General features: G+C 76.0%; 12 protein-coding genes and 2 pseudogenes. 4 read left to right on the forward strand and 10 right to left on the reverse strand.

Annotated elements, in window-relative coordinates; genetic code table 11:
* Nucleotides 1–80 precede the first annotated feature (80 nt).
* The 3 genes from trpA to trpC all read right to left on the reverse strand — a co-directional run bounded on the left by trpA (nt 81) and on the right by trpC (nt 3,057).
* Nucleotides 81–884: a tryptophan synthase subunit alpha gene (gene trpA / locus LPU61_RS13015; protein WP_043967383.1), complete on the reverse strand. Its 804-nt coding sequence runs from the start codon at nt 882–884 to the stop codon at nt 81–83.
* A gap of 3 nt (nt 885–887) precedes the next feature.
* Entirely contained in the window at nt 888–2,123 is a 1,236-nt protein-coding gene (trpB, locus tag LPU61_RS13020) for a tryptophan synthase subunit beta (RefSeq protein WP_043967382.1), read from the reverse strand.
* A 70-nt stretch (nt 2,124–2,193) separates the two neighbouring features.
* The gene (gene trpC, locus LPU61_RS13025) at nt 2,194–3,057 is read right to left on the reverse strand and encodes an indole-3-glycerol phosphate synthase TrpC (protein WP_043967381.1); all 864 of its coding nucleotides are present in this window, start codon (nt 3,055–3,057) and stop codon (nt 2,194–2,196) included.
* 520 nt (nt 3,058–3,577) lie between these two features.
* On the opposite strand from trpC, the gene LPU61_RS13030 reads away from it, so the two are divergent.
* Nucleotides 3,578–3,835: a hypothetical protein gene (locus LPU61_RS13030; RefSeq protein WP_043967379.1), complete on the forward strand. Its 258-nt coding sequence runs from the start codon at nt 3,578–3,580 to the stop codon at nt 3,833–3,835.
* 94 nt (nt 3,836–3,929) lie between these two features.
* On the opposite strand, the gene LPU61_RS13035 is transcribed toward LPU61_RS13030, so the two are convergent.
* From LPU61_RS13035 to LPU61_RS31740, 4 genes and pseudogenes are all read right to left on the reverse strand, one after another.
* Nucleotides 3,930–4,547 carry a Trp biosynthesis-associated membrane protein gene (locus tag LPU61_RS13035; protein WP_077939085.1) on the reverse strand — a complete coding sequence of 206 codons (618 nt, stop codon included), beginning with the start codon at nt 4,545–4,547 and terminating at the stop codon, nt 3,930–3,932.
* A 34-nt stretch (nt 4,548–4,581) separates the two neighbouring features.
* Nucleotides 4,582–6,135 carry an anthranilate synthase component I gene (locus LPU61_RS13040; protein ID WP_043967375.1) on the reverse strand — a complete coding sequence of 518 codons (1,554 nt, stop codon included), beginning with the start codon at nt 6,133–6,135 and terminating at the stop codon, nt 4,582–4,584.
* The gene (hisI, locus tag LPU61_RS13045) at nt 6,132–6,566 is read right to left on the reverse strand and encodes a phosphoribosyl-AMP cyclohydrolase (protein WP_043969313.1); all 435 of its coding nucleotides are present in this window, start codon (nt 6,564–6,566) and stop codon (nt 6,132–6,134) included. The genes LPU61_RS13040 and hisI overlap by 4 nt, the downstream gene beginning before the upstream one ends.
* 204 nt (nt 6,567–6,770) lie before the next feature.
* Nucleotides 6,771–7,727: pseudogene (locus tag LPU61_RS31740) on the reverse strand (hypothetical protein); the annotation flags it as partial.
* Nucleotides 7,728–7,774: 47 nt separating this feature from the next.
* On the opposite strand from LPU61_RS31740, the pseudogene LPU61_RS13055 reads away from it, so the two are divergent.
* From LPU61_RS13055 to LPU61_RS13065, 3 genes and pseudogenes are all read left to right on the forward strand, one after another.
* Nucleotides 7,775–8,506: pseudogene (locus LPU61_RS13055) on the forward strand (ABC transporter ATP-binding protein); the annotation flags it as partial.
* Between the two features lie 104 nt (nt 8,507–8,610).
* Nucleotides 8,611–9,366, forward strand: coding sequence for an ABC transporter permease (locus tag LPU61_RS13060; RefSeq protein ID WP_043967372.1), 756 nt, complete (start codon nt 8,611–8,613; stop codon nt 9,364–9,366).
* Nucleotides 9,367–9,384: 18 nt separating this feature from the next.
* Nucleotides 9,385–9,984 (forward strand): TetR family transcriptional regulator, encoded by a 600-nt coding sequence (locus tag LPU61_RS13065; RefSeq protein WP_229405046.1) that lies wholly within the window; start codon nt 9,385–9,387, stop codon nt 9,982–9,984.
* 88 nt (nt 9,985–10,072) lie between these two features.
* On the opposite strand, the gene LPU61_RS13070 is transcribed toward LPU61_RS13065, so the two are convergent.
* From LPU61_RS13070 to LPU61_RS13080, 3 genes are all read right to left on the reverse strand, one after another.
* Nucleotides 10,073–10,825, reverse strand: coding sequence for a DUF2470 domain-containing protein (locus LPU61_RS13070; RefSeq protein ID WP_043969311.1), 753 nt, complete (start codon nt 10,823–10,825; stop codon nt 10,073–10,075).
* A 112-nt stretch (nt 10,826–10,937) separates the two neighbouring features.
* Nucleotides 10,938–12,713 (reverse strand): ABC transporter ATP-binding protein, encoded by a 1,776-nt coding sequence (locus LPU61_RS13075; protein WP_043967368.1) that lies wholly within the window; start codon nt 12,711–12,713, stop codon nt 10,938–10,940.
* Nucleotides 12,710–14,587, reverse strand: coding sequence for an ABC transporter ATP-binding protein (locus tag LPU61_RS13080; RefSeq protein ID WP_229405047.1), 1,878 nt, complete (start codon nt 14,585–14,587; stop codon nt 12,710–12,712). Before LPU61_RS13080 ends, LPU61_RS13075 begins: the two co-directional genes overlap by 4 nt.
* Between the last annotated feature and the right edge of the window lie 16 nt (nt 14,588–14,603).

Genomic DNA, 14,603 nt, shown 5'->3' on the forward strand with positions numbered 1-14,603 from the left:
ACACGCTACCGCCGCCCACCGCCCGACCGGCACCCCGGTCGGGTCGGGTGGCGGGAAAGGCCGCCCGGAGGCGGGGCGGATCAGCGCTGCGGGTGGCGGACGCCCTCGGCAAGCTCGGCGCTCAGCGCCCGCAGGGCGGTCAGGCCGGCGGCCGGGTCGGGCGCGTCGAGCAGGCAGCGGATCAGCGCGCTGCCGACGATCACGCCGTCGGCGTACCCGGCGACGGTGCCGGCCTGCGCGCCCGTGCCGACGCCGAGCCCGACGCCGACCGGCAGGTCGGTGACCTCGCGCAGCCGGGAGACCAGGATCGGCGCGGCCTCCGAGGTCTGCGACCGGGCGCCGGTGACGCCCATGATCGCGGTGGCGTAGACGAAGCCCCGGCAGTGTTCCACGGTCATCCGCAGCCGCGCGTCGGTCGACGACGGGGAGACCAGGAAGGTGCGGTCCAGCCCGTGCGCGTCCGAGGCGGCCAGCCACTCGTCGGCCTCGTCGGGGATCAGGTCGGGGGTGATCAGGCCCGTGCCGCCGGCCGCCGCGAGGTCCCGGGCGAACGCGTCGACGCCGTACTGCTCGATGGGGTTCCAGTAGGTCATGGTGACCACCGGCGCGCCGGTGGCCGCGACGGCCTCGATGATGCGCAGCGTGTCGGCGGTGCGTACGCCGCCGGCCAGGGCGATGTCGCTGGCCTTCTGGATGACCGGGCCGTCCATCACCGGGTCGGAGTAGGGGATCTCCACCTCGATGACGTCCACGCCGGCGTCGACCATGGCGGTCATCGCGGCGATGCTGCCCTCGACGGTCGGGAAGCCGGCCGGCATGCAGCCCACCAGCACGGCCCGCCCGTCGGCCCGGGCCTTGTCGAACGCGACCCCGATGCGGCTCACGAGTCACTGCTCCTTGTCGAGGATGCCGAAGTATTCGCCGGCGGTGTGCACGTCCTTGTCGCCACGGCCGGAGAGGTTGACCAGGATGACCGGTTCCCGGCCCAGCTCGGCGGCGAGCCCCGGGGCGATCTTCTGCGCGCCGGCGAGGGCGTGTGCGCTCTCGATCGCCGGGATGATCCCCTCGGTGCGGCAGAGCAGCTCGAACGCGGCCATCGCCTCGGCGTCGGTGACCGGCAGGTAGTTCGCCCGGCCGCTGTCGTGCAGCCACGCGTGCTCCGGCCCGACCCCCGGGTAGTCCAGGCCGGCCGAGATGGAGTGCGACTCGACGGTCTGCCCGTCGGCGTCCTGCAGCACGTAGGTGCGGGCGCCGTGCAGCACGCCGGACGTGCCGCCGGTGATGCTGGCCGCGTGCCGGTCGGTGTCCACGCCCTCCCCGCCGGCCTCGAAGCCGTAGAGCCGCACGCCCTCGTCGGGCACGAAGGCGTGGAAGATGCCCAGCGCGTTGGAGCCGCCGCCGACGCAGGCCGCGACGGCGTCGGGCAGCGCGCCGGTCGCCTCCAGGCACTGCGCGCGGGCCTCGACGCCGATGCCCCGGACGAAGTCCCGGACCAGCTCGGGGAACGGGTGCGGGCCGGCGGCCGTGCCGATGAGGTAGTGCGTCTCGTCGACGTTGGCCACCCAGTCCCGCATCGCCTCGTTCATCGCGTCCTTGAGGGTGCGCGAGCCGGTGGTGACCGGGACGACCGTGGCGCCGAGCATCCGCATCCGGGCCACGTTGAGCGCCTGCCGCTGGGTGTCGACCTCGCCCATGTAGACCACGCATTCGAGGTCGAACAGGGCGGCGGCCGTCGCGGTGGCCACGCCGTGCTGGCCGGCACCGGTCTCGGCGATCACCCGCCGCTTGCCCATCCGCTTGGTCAGCAGCGCCTGGCCGAGCACGTTGCGCACCTTGTGGGCGCCGGTGTGGTTGAGGTCCTCCCGCTTGAGCAGCACCCGCGCGCCGATCTTCGCGGAGAACCGGTGCGCCGGGTAGAGCAGCGAGGGGGTGCCGGCGTAGTCGCGCAGCAGCGCGTCGAACTCGGCGCGGAACGACTCGTCGGACATCGCCTTGCGGTACGCGGCGTCCAACTCGTCGAGCGCCGCGACGAGCGCCTCCGGGACGAACCGGCCGCCGAACCGGCCGAAGTGACCGGCGGCGTCGGGGAGCTGACCGGCCGGGGCCGGTTCGGTGGCGCTCATGGCGGTGTCCTCTCGCTGCTGACTTCTCGCCCGGGTTGCTCAGCGCGCCGGGCGGGACGCCCGGCGCGGCTCAGCGCGCCGGGCGGGGCGTCGCCGGGTGGTTGCCGGCGTTGACCAGGGCGGCCACCGCCTCGCGGGGGCTGGACTGGGTGACCAGGCCCTCGCCGACGAGCACGGCGTCGGCGCCGGCCGAGGCGTAGCGGATCAGGTCGTGCGGGCCGCGCACGCCGGACTCGGCGATCTTGACGACGTTGCTGGGCAGGCCGGGCGCGATCCGCTCGAACACCGACCGGTCGACCTCCAGGGTACGCAGGTCGCGGGCGTTGACCCCGATCACCTGCGCGCCGGCCTCCATGGCCCGGTCGGCCTCCTCCTCGGTGTGCACCTCGACCAGCGCGCACATGCCGAGGGACTCGATCCGCTCCAGCAGCCCGACCAGCGCGTTCTGCTCCAGCGCGGCCACGATCAGCAGGACCAGGTCGGCACCGTGCGCGCGGGCCTCGTGCACCTGGTAGCTGGAGACGACGAAGTCCTTGCGTAGCACGGGGACCTTGACCGCGGCCCGGACGGCGGCCAGGTCGTCCAGCGAGCCGCCGAACCAGCGCCCCTCGGTGAGCACGCTGATGACCCGCGCACCCCCGGCGGCGTAGTCGGCGGCGAGGACGGCCGGGTCGGCGATCTCGGCGATCTGGCCCTTGGACGGCGACGAGCGCTTCACCTCGGCGATCACGGCCACGCCGGGTCGGCGCAGGGCCGCGTACGCGTCCAGCGGTGGCGGCGCGGCGGCGGCAAGCTCACGGATCCGCTCCAGCGGAACCTGCTCCTGCCGCCGGGCGACGTCCTCGCGGACGCCGGCCAGGATCTCGTCGAGGACGCTTCCGGACGCCGCCGGACCGGCCCCGTCCCCCTCCGCGTGCGCATGCTCAGCAGTCACCAACGGACTCCCCTCTCCGGGTGTCATGGGCCGATGCTAGGGGGCGCCACCTGGCAGCACGTGCCGGGGGTATGGCGCTCCTCACGAGATGGGCTGCGGCATAATGGCCGACTTCCGGTGAACGGTGGATCACCGAGCGCGATCTACCGCATCGATCGCGGTGACGCCACCGCCCGCCAGGCCATCGATGATCGCCCATCTTCATCGGATCATTGTCCGTCGGCGCCGCGCCGCGCGCACGCCGCCCGGCGCCCACCGATGCGACCGGCCGGCGACCCGCACGCGCGCCGGCCTGCGACCGCGCGCACGCCGGTCGATGTTGTGACGAAGCTCAAGGCTGAACGGCCCTGCCCAGGTGGACGGATCCGGCGGACAGTTGACGTGGCGGTGACCGCGGCGAAACGTGAGCCGGGCACCGTGGGACTCGGGCAGACTCGACGAGGGGCCTGCCCGCGGCCCATCGGGCGGCCGCGGCGAGCAGCCGCCCGAGCCGTCGGACGATCTCGCGTGGGGTGACCAGATGAGCACTGCCGGGCCCAACCCGACCATCGGACTGACCACCATCTCCCGCACCGTGGCGTCGCTGGCCGTCGGGGTGGTGCACACCCTGGAGCGGGCCGTCGTGGGCGACGCCCGGGTGCGCACCGCGCGCGGCAACGCCTGGGAGGCCGTCTGCGCCGACCGGGCCCGCGCCCACCAGCGCGCCGAGCTGGACCGCCTGGTGGCCGAGCTGGCCGCCGCCCGCGCCGCGACGCGGGACCGCCAGCCGGTCGGCTGACCCCGGCCGCCGACCACGCCGGGCCGGACCCGGCCGCGAGGCCGCCGGTCAGTCGGTTCGCCGGTCGGGCGGTTCGCCCGTCGCCGGTCGCCGGTCAGTCGGCCGTCGGGTCCTCGCCCCGGTCCAGCGCGTCCCACGCCTCGGTGGTGCGCCGCCCGGTCACCGGGCCGGCCGCGGCCTCCGCCGGGGCGGGGCCCGCGCCGCGTCGACCCGGGCGCTCGTAACGCGCCCCCATCGCCGGCCAGCCCGCGCCGCGCAGCGCGACGAGGCCGCCGCCGAGGGCGGCGAGCAGGCCCCCGACCAGGCAGAACGCCGGCCACTGCCGGCTCACCGTGCCGTCGAACGCGGCCACCAGGCCGTAGCCGCCGCCGACCGCGACGGCCGCGCCGAGCGCCAGCAGCAGGACGCCGACCAGCCGGCGCGGCAGCCCTCGGGTGGCCAGCACCGCGCCGCCCCCCGCCAGCCCGACCACCGCGAGCGCAGGCAGCCAGGGCAGCAGCCCCGCCCCGGTGCGGGCCGCGCGCACCGGGGGCAGCGGCGCCGGCCGGGCGGCCAGCTCCACCGCCCACGTCCGGGTCGACGCCCACAGCGCCAGGCCCGCGCCCGCCAGGCAGAGCAGCACCGCGTACGTCAGCTCGCGGCGCGCCCGCGCGGCCGGCGCGCCGGCCCCGGAGGTCTCCCGGTCGGTCGCCGGCCCGGTCACCGCGGCCATCCCCCGCCCGCCACGACGCGCCGCCCCGCCGCGCTCACCGGGCGGGCCGCAGCGTCTCGGCGGCGGCGATGGCGGCGAGCACGGCGGCGGCCTTGTCGCGGGTCTCCTGGTCCTCGGCGGCCGGGTCGGAGTCGGCCACCACCCCCGCGCCGGCCTGCACGTACGCGCGGCCGTCGCGGATCAGCGCGGTGCGGATGGCGATCGCCATGTCCAGGTCCCCGCCGAAGCCGAAGTAGCCGACCGTGCCGCCGTAGAGGCCGCGCCGGACCGGCTCCAGCTCCTCGATGATCTCCATGGCCCGGACCTTCGGCGCGCCGGACAGGGTGCCGGCCGGGAAGGTCGCGGCCAGCGCGTCGAACGCCGTCTGCTCCGGGCGCAACTCCCCGACCACGGTCGAGACGATGTGCATGACGTGGCTGTACCGCTCGATGGTGGCGAACTCCGGCACCTGGACGGTGCCCGGGCGGCAGACCCGGCCCAGGTCGTTGCGGCCCAGGTCGACCAGCATGACGTGCTCGGAGCGCTCCTTGGGGTCGGCGAGCAGCTCGGCGGCGAGCCGGGCGTCGGCGTCCGGCGTCTCGCCGCGCGGGCGGGTGCCGGCGATCGGGTGCAGCAGCGCGCGGCGTCGACCGTCGGGGCCGGCGTTGACCTTCAGGTGCGCCTCGGGCGACGAGCCGACCACGTCGAAGCCGTCGAAGCGCAGCAGGTACATGTACGGGCTCGGGTTGGTGGTGCGCAGCACCCGGTAGACGTCCAGCGGGTCCGCGTCGGTGGGCCGCTCGAAGCGCTGGGCCAGCACGATCTGGAAGCACTCCCCGGCCCGGATCGCCTCCTTGGCCGCCTCGACGGCCTTCGGGTAGCCGCCCGCGTCGGTGCGGCTGACCACGTCGCCGACGGCCGGCCGGTCGACCGTGGAGATCATCGGCGGGATGGGCCGGGACAGCGCCGTGGTCATCGCGTCCAGCCGGCCGACCGCGTGGTGGTAGGCGGCGGCGACCAGGGCGTCCCGGCCCGGCTCGTCGGCCGGCGGGAGCACCGCGTTGGCGATGAGGATCGCCGAGCCGTCGTAGTGGTCGAGGACCACCAGGTCGGTGGCGAGCATCATGCCCAGCTCGGGCAGGCCGAGGTCGTCCTCGGTCAGCTCGGGCAGCCGCTCGAAGCGGCGGACCAGGTCGTACCCGAGGTAGCCGACCATGCCGCCGGTCAGCGGCGGCATGCCGCTGGCCGGGTCCCAGGCCGGGCCGGCGAGGGCCTCGACGGTCTCGCGCAGCACCCGGACCGGGTCGCCGCCGGAGGGCAACCCGGCCGGCGGCTGGCCGGTCCAGCCCGCCACGCCGTCGCGCTCGGTGAGGGTGGCGCTGCTGCGCACCCCGATGAACGAGTATCGCGACCAGGCCATCCCCGCCGAGCCGGCCCCCTGCTCGGCGGACTCCAGCAGGAACGTGCCGGGGCCGCCGGCCAGCTTGCGGTAGACGCCCACCGGGGTCTCCGCGTCGGCGAGCAGCCGCCGGGTGACCGGGACGACCCGCCAGCGGGCCGCCAGGTCGGCGAAGGTGGCCTGGTCGGGGCTGACGACGCCGTCGGTCATGCCTGCCCCCCGGTGGTGGTGACCGGCAGCTCGGTGAAGAAGCAGGTGCGCTCGCCGGTGTGGCAGGCCGCGCCGACCTGGTCGACGCTGACCAGCAGCGCGTCGCCGTCGCAGTCCAGCGCGACCGAGCGGACGTGCTGGAGGTGGCCGGAGGTGGCCCCCTTGACCCAGTATTCCTGCCGGCTGCGCGACCAGTAGGTGGCCAGGCCGGTGGTGAGGGTGCGGTGCAGCGCCTCGTCGTCCATCCAGGCGACCATCAGCACCTCGCCCGTGTCGTGCTGGCGCACCACGGCGGCCACCAGACCGTCGGGGGTGCGGCGCAGCCGCGCGGCGACGGCCGGGTCGAGCCGGGACGGGCGGGCCGGGCCGGGCGTCGCCGCCGGGGTCCTGGGGGCGTTGGCGCCGGTCACCGGCGCGTCAGGTACGGGCACAGTCACCCATTCTCCCGCACGCGGCGACGGCACCGGCGACGGCTCCCGCCGGGCGACCGGGGTCGGACGCGGCACGCCGGCCCGCGCCGGTGCCGGCCCGCCGGTGAGCTGCGCGAGGTAGCGGTCCAGCCGCCCGTCGGACAGGGCCTCGGCGAGGTCCGTGCCGGCGACGGCGGCGATCTCCCCGGCGTACGGGCGGACCAGCGGGACGGTGCCGGTGACCAGTCGCCCGGCGGCGGCCCAGAGCTGCCCGACGGAGCCGGGGCGCACGCCGAGGCAAAGCAGCATGTCGTCGCGGTATCCGGGCGGGGCGACCGGCAGGTCGAGGGCGGCGGCGAACGCCGCCCGGCGGGACACCACCCGTACCGAGGGGTTGGCCAGCCGCAGCACGGACGGGCAGAGCCGGGCCAGGTCGGCGGCGGCCAGCCGGACGCCGAGGTGGTCACCCCGGGCCCGGGCCCCGGCGACCTTACCGAGCGTGGCGATCAGCTCCTCCAGCCGTGGCTCGTCGGCGGGCTGGCAGAGCACCGGCAGGTCGATGCGGGCACGCCACCGCTCGTCGGCCCAGAGCAGCCGGATCGGCGCGGTGACCGGCAGCCCGAACGCCCACTCGGCCGGCTGGGCGAGCCGCTCCAGCCAGGAGCGGACGTCGCGGACCGCCACCGAGACGTGGGTGAGCCGGCCGCCGGTTTCGGCCAGGTAGGCGCGGCGGGCGGCGTACGGGGCGTTGATCGGCGGCCCGGCCGGGCGGCTCGGCGTGGCGTCGGCGACCAGCACGTCGAGGTCGACGTCGCTGTGCGCCGTGGCGGCCCGGCGGGCGTGGCTGCCCCGCAGCAGGATGCCGACGACGGGGCGCTCGGCCGCCTGCCGCAGCCGGGCGGCCCAGTCGTCGAGGAATCCACTTTCCGGTGACGCAGCGTGACCCACCGCGCCATCGTGCCGTACGCCCGATCGGGGCGCAATGCCCGATGCCGGACGGGCTGTCCGGTCAGAAGGCTGACGCCCGGTCCGAAGGCTAGTGCCCGAGGGTTCTCTTTCCTGCCTCGGGGTACCTTTCGCCGCCGCCCGGCGGCACCCCGACTCCGGCCGGCCGCCCCGCCCGGCGCGGCGGCAGTCCCGCCCGGCCGGGCGGCGACCGTTGCGGGCGGCCCCCTCCCTCACCTAGCGTGGAGTTCATCGGGTGATGAATTACTTCCCAGGGGGTGGCGATGGACCACGCGATCGCGGTCCGCGACCTGGTCGTGGACCGGGGCCGACGCCGGGTGCTGCACGGCGTGACGTGCGCGGTGCCGCGCGGCGCCGTCACCGGCCTGCTCGGGCCCAGCGGCAGCGGCAAGACCACCCTCATGCGGGCCGTCGTCGGGGTGCAGACGGTCCGCTCGGGCTCGGTGACCGTCCTCGGCCGGCCGGCGGGCTCCCCGGCGCTGCGCAGCCGGGTGGGCTACCTGACCCAGGCGCCCAGCGTCTACGCCGACCTCACCGTCGCCGAGAACGCCCGCTACTTCGCCGCCCTGCACGGCCGGGGCCGGGCCGAGGCGGACCGGTCCGTGGCCGACGTCGGGCTGGCCGACGCCGCCGGCCAGCTCGTCGGCTCCCTCTCCGGCGGGCAGCGCAGCCGGGCGTCGCTGGCCTGCGCCCTGGTCGGCGAGCCGGAGCTGGTCGTCCTCGACGAGCCGACGGTCGGGCAGGACCCGGTGCTGCGGGCCGACCTGTGGGCCCGTTTCCACGCCCTCGCCGCCGCCGGCACGACCCTGCTGGTGTCCAGCCACGTGATGGACGAGGCGGCCCGCTGCGACCGGCTGCTGCTGATCCGCGAGGGCCGGCTCGTCGCCGACGACACCCCCGACGCGGTCCGCGCCGCCGCCGGGGTCGACGATCTCGACGAGGCGTTCCTGCGCCTGATCCGGGCCAGCGAGGCGGCCGCCGGGCAGGACGACGCCGGACCGGACGGCGGCGGACCGGACGGCGGCGGACCGGACGGCGGCGGACCGGACGGCGGGCAGGCTGACGGCCTCGGGCGGGCAGCCGGCGAGGGGGCGGCGTCGTGAACGCGCGCATCCTGGCCGCCACCACCGGCCGCGTCCTGCGCCAGCTGCGGCACGACCGGCGTACCGTCGCCCTGCTGGTGCTGGTGCCGGCCCTGCTGCTCACGCTCGTCTACTACATGTACGCCGACCAGCCCACCCCGCCCGGCCAGCCGAGCATGTTCGACCGGGTGGCCCTGGTGATGCTCGGCGTCTTCCCCTTCGTGATCATGTTCCTGGTGACCAGCATCGCGATGCTGCGCGAGCGCACCTCCGGCACCCTGGAGCGGCTGCTCACCACCCCGCTGGGCCGGCTCGACCTGCTCTTCGGCTACGGCATCGCGTTCGGCCTCGCCGCCGCCGGCCAGGCCGCGATCGCCTCGGCGGTGGCGTACTGGGTATTCGGGCTGACCACCGCCGGCAGCAGCGCCCTGGTGATCCTCATCGCCGTGGTCAACGCGGTGCTCGGCGTCGCCCTCGGCCTGTTCTGCAGCGCCTTCGCCCGCACCGAGTTCCAGGCCGTGCAGTTCATGCCCGTCGTGGTGATCCCCCAGCTGCTGCTGTGCGGGCTGTTCGTCGCCCGCGACGAGATGGCCGGCTGGTTGCAGGCGGTCAGCGACGCGCTCCCCCTGTCGTACGCCGTCGAGGCGTTGCAGGAGGTCGGCGCGCACGCCGAGCCGACGGCCACCATGTGGCGCGACCTCGGGGTGGTGGCCGGGGCGGTGGTGCTGGCGCTGGCGCTGGCCGCGGCCACCCTGCGCCGTCGCAGCGGCTGACGCGCGGGCGGGGCGCGGATGGCGACGGCGCGACGCACCGGGCGACGGCCCGGCAACCCGGGCACCCGCGAGGCGATCCTCGACGCGGCGCGTGCCGCGTTCGCCGAGCGGGGCTTCGACGCGGCCTCGATCCGGTCGATCGCCGCCGCGGCCGGGGTCGACCCGGCGCTGGTGCACCACTACTTCGGCGGCAAGGACCAGCTCTTCCTGGCCGCGATGGGCGCCCCGCTCGACCCGGGCGAGCTGCTGCCCCGGGTGCTGGCCGGCGATGCCGACGGCGTCGGTGAGCGGCTGGTGCGCACCTTCCTCGGCGTCTGGGACTCCCCGGCCGGCGCCGCCGCGGTGGCGCTGCTGCGCTCGGCCGTGAGCAACGAGTGGACGGCCCGGCTGCTGCGCGAGTTCCTGGTCACCCAGGTGCTGCGCCGGGTCCTGCACCACCTCGACGTCGACCCGGCCGAACTGCCGCTGCGCGGGTCGCTGGTGGCCAGCCAGCTGGTCGGGCTGGCCCTCATGCGGTACGTCGTGCGGCTGGAGCCGGTCGCCTCCGCCCCGCCGGAGACCCTGGTCGCGGCGGTGGGCCCGACCGTCCAGCGCTACCTGCGCGGGAGGCTGGGGTAAGGAGGGGCCCTCTGTTGACGCATTCGGTAGCAAGGGGTGCCCCGCTCACCCCCGGGAGCGCGGCTCGCGCCCACACGGCACGGCTCGCTCAGCCGCGGGGCGCGGCGGAGCGCGGGTGCTGGCAGAGCATCGGGTGCAGCAGCCGGGCCAGCTCCCGGTGGTCGGCCACCGGGCGCGGGAAGGCCAGCCGGGCCCGCCGCCGGGCGCCGGGCCGGCCGAGGGAGACCAGCAGCCCGTACCGGTCGACGCGGACCACGCGGGGCGGGCCGTCGGGGCCGGACTCGACCAGGCCGAGCTGACGCCGGACGTACGCGGCCATCTCCCGGCCGTGGTGCACGGCCAGTTCGGTGAGCAGCTCCGGCTCCACCGGGTGCAGCGGGTCCGGCTCCGCCTCGGCGTACGCGACGGGGTCGATCCGCAGCAGCCCGTCGGGGCGCTCCAGGCGGGCCTCGGCCACCTCGAAGCGGTACAGCCGGAAGCGGGTGCCCACGTCGAGCAGGTCGCCGGTCGGGTCCACCTCGGCGAAGTCCAGGGTGGCCTGGCGGGCCTCGTCGCCGTGCAGCGCGGCGGCCCACCCGGAGACCCAGGCCCGGCCGAGCGACGGGGCGCCGGCGGCCGGCGGCAGGTCGAGCACGTCCAGCGCCACGGCGACGTCGGCGCCCGCGCCCCGGGGCAGCGCCGCCGCCAGGTCGCTGTGCACGCCGACGAGGAGCAGCACCCGCCCGTCGGCGTCGGTGGCGTGCCGGACGTGGTACGGGCCGGGCCGCTGGGCCAGGTGGACCAGGGCCGGGAGCCGGCCGGCGACCAGCGTCCGGACGGTCTCGGCGGGCGTGGGGCGCAGGGCGGGACTGGGGCGCATGACCCACCTCCGAAGGTTAGGCTTACCTAAGCAGCACGGTAGACCATGCGCGCCCCCGCGTCCACCGCACCGCCGGTTCGCCCGTCCGGGCCGGTCAGCGGGTCTGCTCCAGCCAGGAGGCATGCAGCAGGCCGTAGACCGAGTCGGGGTCGCGGATCAACTCGTCGTGCGGCCCGCGCTGCACGATCCGGCCCCGGTCCACCACGATCACCTCGTCGGCGGCCTCGGCGGTGGAGAGCCGGTGGGCGATCGCGAGGGTGGTCCGGCCCCGGGTCACCGCGTCCAGGGTGCGCTGCAGGCGCACCTCGGTCGCCGGGTCCACCGCGCTGGTCGCCTCGTCCAGCACCAGCAGGTCCGGGTCCGCCACGTACGCCCGGGCCAGCGCCACGAGCTGCCGCTCCCCCACGCTCAGCGCCTCGCCCCGCTCCCCGACCGGGGTGTCCAGCCCCGCCGGCAGCCCGGCCAGCCAGTCGGCCAGCCCCAGCTCGGTGAACGCGGCCGTCAGCTCCGCGTCGGTCAGCTCCGGCCGGGCGAAGCGGACGTTCTGCCCGACGGTGGCGTCGAACAGGAAGCCGTCCTGCGGCACCATCACCACCCGGGAGCGCAGCGAGGCGAACCGGACCTCGGTCAGCGGCACGCCGGAGAGCAGCACCGCCCCGTCGGTCGGGTCCATCAGGCGGGTGAGCAGCTTCGCGAACGTGGTCTTGCCGCTGCCGGTCTCGCCCACCACGGCGACCCGGCTCTTCGCCGCGATGTCCAGGGTCACGTCGTGCAGCACCGGCGGCCCGCCCGGGTAGGCGAAGCCGACCCCGGCGAAACGGATGTCCAGCGGCCCCGCCGGGAGATCCCGGCCCTGCTCGCCGGGGTCGGCCACGTCCGGGGCGACGTCGAGCACGTCGAGCACCCGCCGCCAGCCGGCGATGGCGTTCTGCGCCTCGTTGAGCACCTCGGTGGCGATCTGCACCGGCTGGATGAACAGGGTGACCAGGAACAGGAACGCGGTGAGCTGCCCGATCGACAGGGTGCCGTCCACGCCGAGCAGCACCCCGAGCACGACGACGCCGGCCAGCGCCAGCCCGGCGGCCAGTTCCCCCACGGAGCTGCCCAGGATGCTGATCCGGATGGCCCGCTGCTGGGCCCGCTGCTGCCCCTCGATCGCCGCGTCGAGCCGTCGGGCGGTCCGCCCGGCGATCCCGTACGCCCGGATCACCGGCGCGCCGACGACGCTCTCGCCGATCGTGCCGAGCAGGGTTCCCATCCGCTGCCGGACCGTCCCGTACGCCCCGGCGAGGCGGCGCTGGAGCTGCCGGATCACCAGCACCGCGGGCGCGAACGCGGCGAGCACCACGAGGGTCAGCTGCCAGGAGTACGCGAGCATGACGGCCGTCGTCACCGCGAGCTGGCCGAGGTTGACGATCAGGATCACCCCGCCCCACTGGAGGAACTGGGTGATCTGGTCGACGTCGCTGGTGACGCGGGAGACCAGCGAGCCGCGCCGCTCGGACTGCTGGTGCAGCATCGACAGGTCGTGCACGTGCCGGAACGCCCGGGTGCGCACGTTGGCCAGGGCCGTCTCGCTGACCGTGAACAGCCGGCGCATCATCAGGTAGCCGCAGGTGGTGGTCACCACCAGCACGGCGGCGGTCGCCGCGACGACGGTCCACACCACGCCGAGGTCGAGACCGCCGACGATGCCCTCGTCGATGCCCTGCTGCACGGCGACCGGGACGGCGACCCGGCCCACCATGTAGACCAGCGCCAACGCGAGGGTGCCGGCCAGGCCGGTGCGCAGCTCGGGCGAGAGGGCCAGGCCCCGCCGCAGCGTGCGCCAGGTGTTCTCCGCCGGTTGCTCGGCCTCCACCACACTCACCGGTCCACCTCGACTTCCAGGCCGGAGGTCAGCGGGGCGACCTCGTCGTACGGGCGGGGCTGCTGCTCGCCGTCGGCCTCGGCCTGCTCGTAGGCGGTGACCAGGTCGGCGTAGCCGGCAACGGTGGCGAGCAGCTCGGCGTGGGTGCCCCGGGCGACCACCCGGCCGTGCTCCAGGTAGATCACCTCGTCGGCGAGCGCGATGGTGGCCCGCCGGTAGGCCACCACCAGGATCGAGGCGGCGGGGCCGCCGGCGGCCGGCGCGCGCAGGCCGGCGAGGATGGCCGCCTCCACCCTCGGGTCGACCGCGCTGGTGGCGTCGTCGAGGACCAGCAGCCGGGGCCGCCCGGCCAGCGCCCGGGCCAGGGTGAGCCGCTGCCGCTGCCCGCCGGAGAGCGAGGTGCCCCGCTCGCCGACCATCGTGTCGAGCCCCTCGGGGAGCGCGGCGACGAAGCCGTCGGCCTCGGCGAGCCGCAGCGCGGCCCAGACGTCGTCGTCGGTGACGCCGGGCCGGTCCAGCGCGATGTTCGCCCGCACGGTGTCGTCGAAGACGAACGGCACCTGGGCGACCAGGGCGGCGGTGCCGGCCAGCGAGGCGGCGGTGAGCCGGCGGACGTCGACGCCGTCGAGGCTGACCGTGCCGGTGTGCGGGTCGACCAGCCGCACGGCCAGCGCGGCGATGGTGGACTTGCCCGAGCCGGTGGGCCCGACCAGGGCCACGGTCCTGCCGGCGGGCACGGTGAAGGTGACCTCGCCGAGCACCTCGGCGCCGGGCAGGTGCGCCTCGGCGGGCTCGTAGGCGAAGCCGACGTCGGCGAAGGCGAGCGTGGCCGGCGTCGGGTCGGCCGGGTCGAGCGTGACGTCGCCGTACGGCATCTCGCCGGTGGCGTCGAGCACCCGGCGCACCCGGTCCCAGCCGGCGACGCTGCGCGGCAGCTCGGCCAGCACCCAGCCGATGGCCCGCACGGGGAAGGCCAGCACGGTGAACAGGAAGGCCACGCTGACCAGGTCGGTGACGGTGATGGCGCCCTGCCGGAGGCGGAACGCGCCGACCACCAGCACGGCGAGGGTGCCGAGGCTGGGCAGGGTCTCCAGCATCGGGTCGAAGACGCCGCGCAGCCGGCCGACGGAGATCAGCGCGTCGCGCAGCTCGCCGGCGCGGGCGGCGAACCGGGCGGTCTCCTGCGCTTCGCGGCCCATGGTCTTGACCACCAGGGCGCCGTCGAAGCTCTCGTGGGCGATGCCGCTGACCTCGGCGCGCAGCCGCTGGGCGCGGGCCTGGCGGGGGGCCATCCGTCGGGAGTAGATCACGTTGAGGGCGAACAGGGCGGGGAAGACCGCGAGCCCGACGAGGGCCAGCGCCCAGTCGGTGACGAACAGGGAGGCGATCGCGCCGACCAGCATGACCACGGTGCCGACGGCGAAGGGCAGCGGGGCGATCGGGTACCAGGCCGCCTCGACGTCGGAGTTGGCGTTGGACAGCAGGGTGCCGGTGGCGTTGCGCTGGTGCCAGGACAGCGGCAGCTCCAGGTAGCGGCGGGTCACCTGCCGGCGGTAGGCGGCCTGGAGCCGGAACTGCATGTAGCCCGCGCCGAGCCGGCGGCCGAAGATGCCGACCACCCGCAGCACGCTGATGCCGAACAGCGCCCCGGCGGCAAGGGCGAGGGCGGCGACGCCCACCGACCCGCGCGCGATCGCCGGCACCACGACGTCGCCGACCACCGCCCCGACGACGTACGCGCTGGCGATCACCAGCCCGCCGAACAACACGCTGCCGCTGACCGCCACCGCGAAGATCCGGGGCTGCTCCCGGATCGCCCGGCCGAGCACGGACAGCCCTCTGCGGAGCACGTCCCGACTTGTCCTGCTGGTCACGCTCTCCCCCGCCGTA

It is taken from the genome of Micromonospora sp. NBRC 110038, assembly GCF_020884815.1.
GTDB classification, from domain to species: domain Bacteria; phylum Actinomycetota; class Actinomycetes; order Mycobacteriales; family Micromonosporaceae; genus Micromonospora; species Micromonospora haikouensis.

What these genes read in the sequence shown, in the direction of transcription:
- trpB (WP_043967382.1), bottom strand. Translation starts at nt 2,123, where the DNA reads ATGAGCGCCACCGAACCGGCCCCGGCCGGTCAGCTCCCCGACGCCGCC.
- LPU61_RS13030 (WP_043967379.1), top strand. Translation starts at nt 3,578, where the DNA reads ATGAGCACTGCCGGGCCCAACCCGACCATCGGACTGACCACCATCTCC.
- LPU61_RS13035 (WP_077939085.1), bottom strand. Translation starts at nt 4,547, where the DNA reads ATGGCCGCGGTGACCGGGCCGGCGACCGACCGGGAGACCTCCGGGGCC.
- LPU61_RS13040 (WP_043967375.1), bottom strand. Translation starts at nt 6,135, where the DNA reads ATGACCGACGGCGTCGTCAGCCCCGACCAGGCCACCTTCGCCGACCTG.
- LPU61_RS13065 (WP_229405046.1), top strand. Translation starts at nt 9,385, where the DNA reads ATGGCGACGGCGCGACGCACCGGGCGACGGCCCGGCAACCCGGGCACC.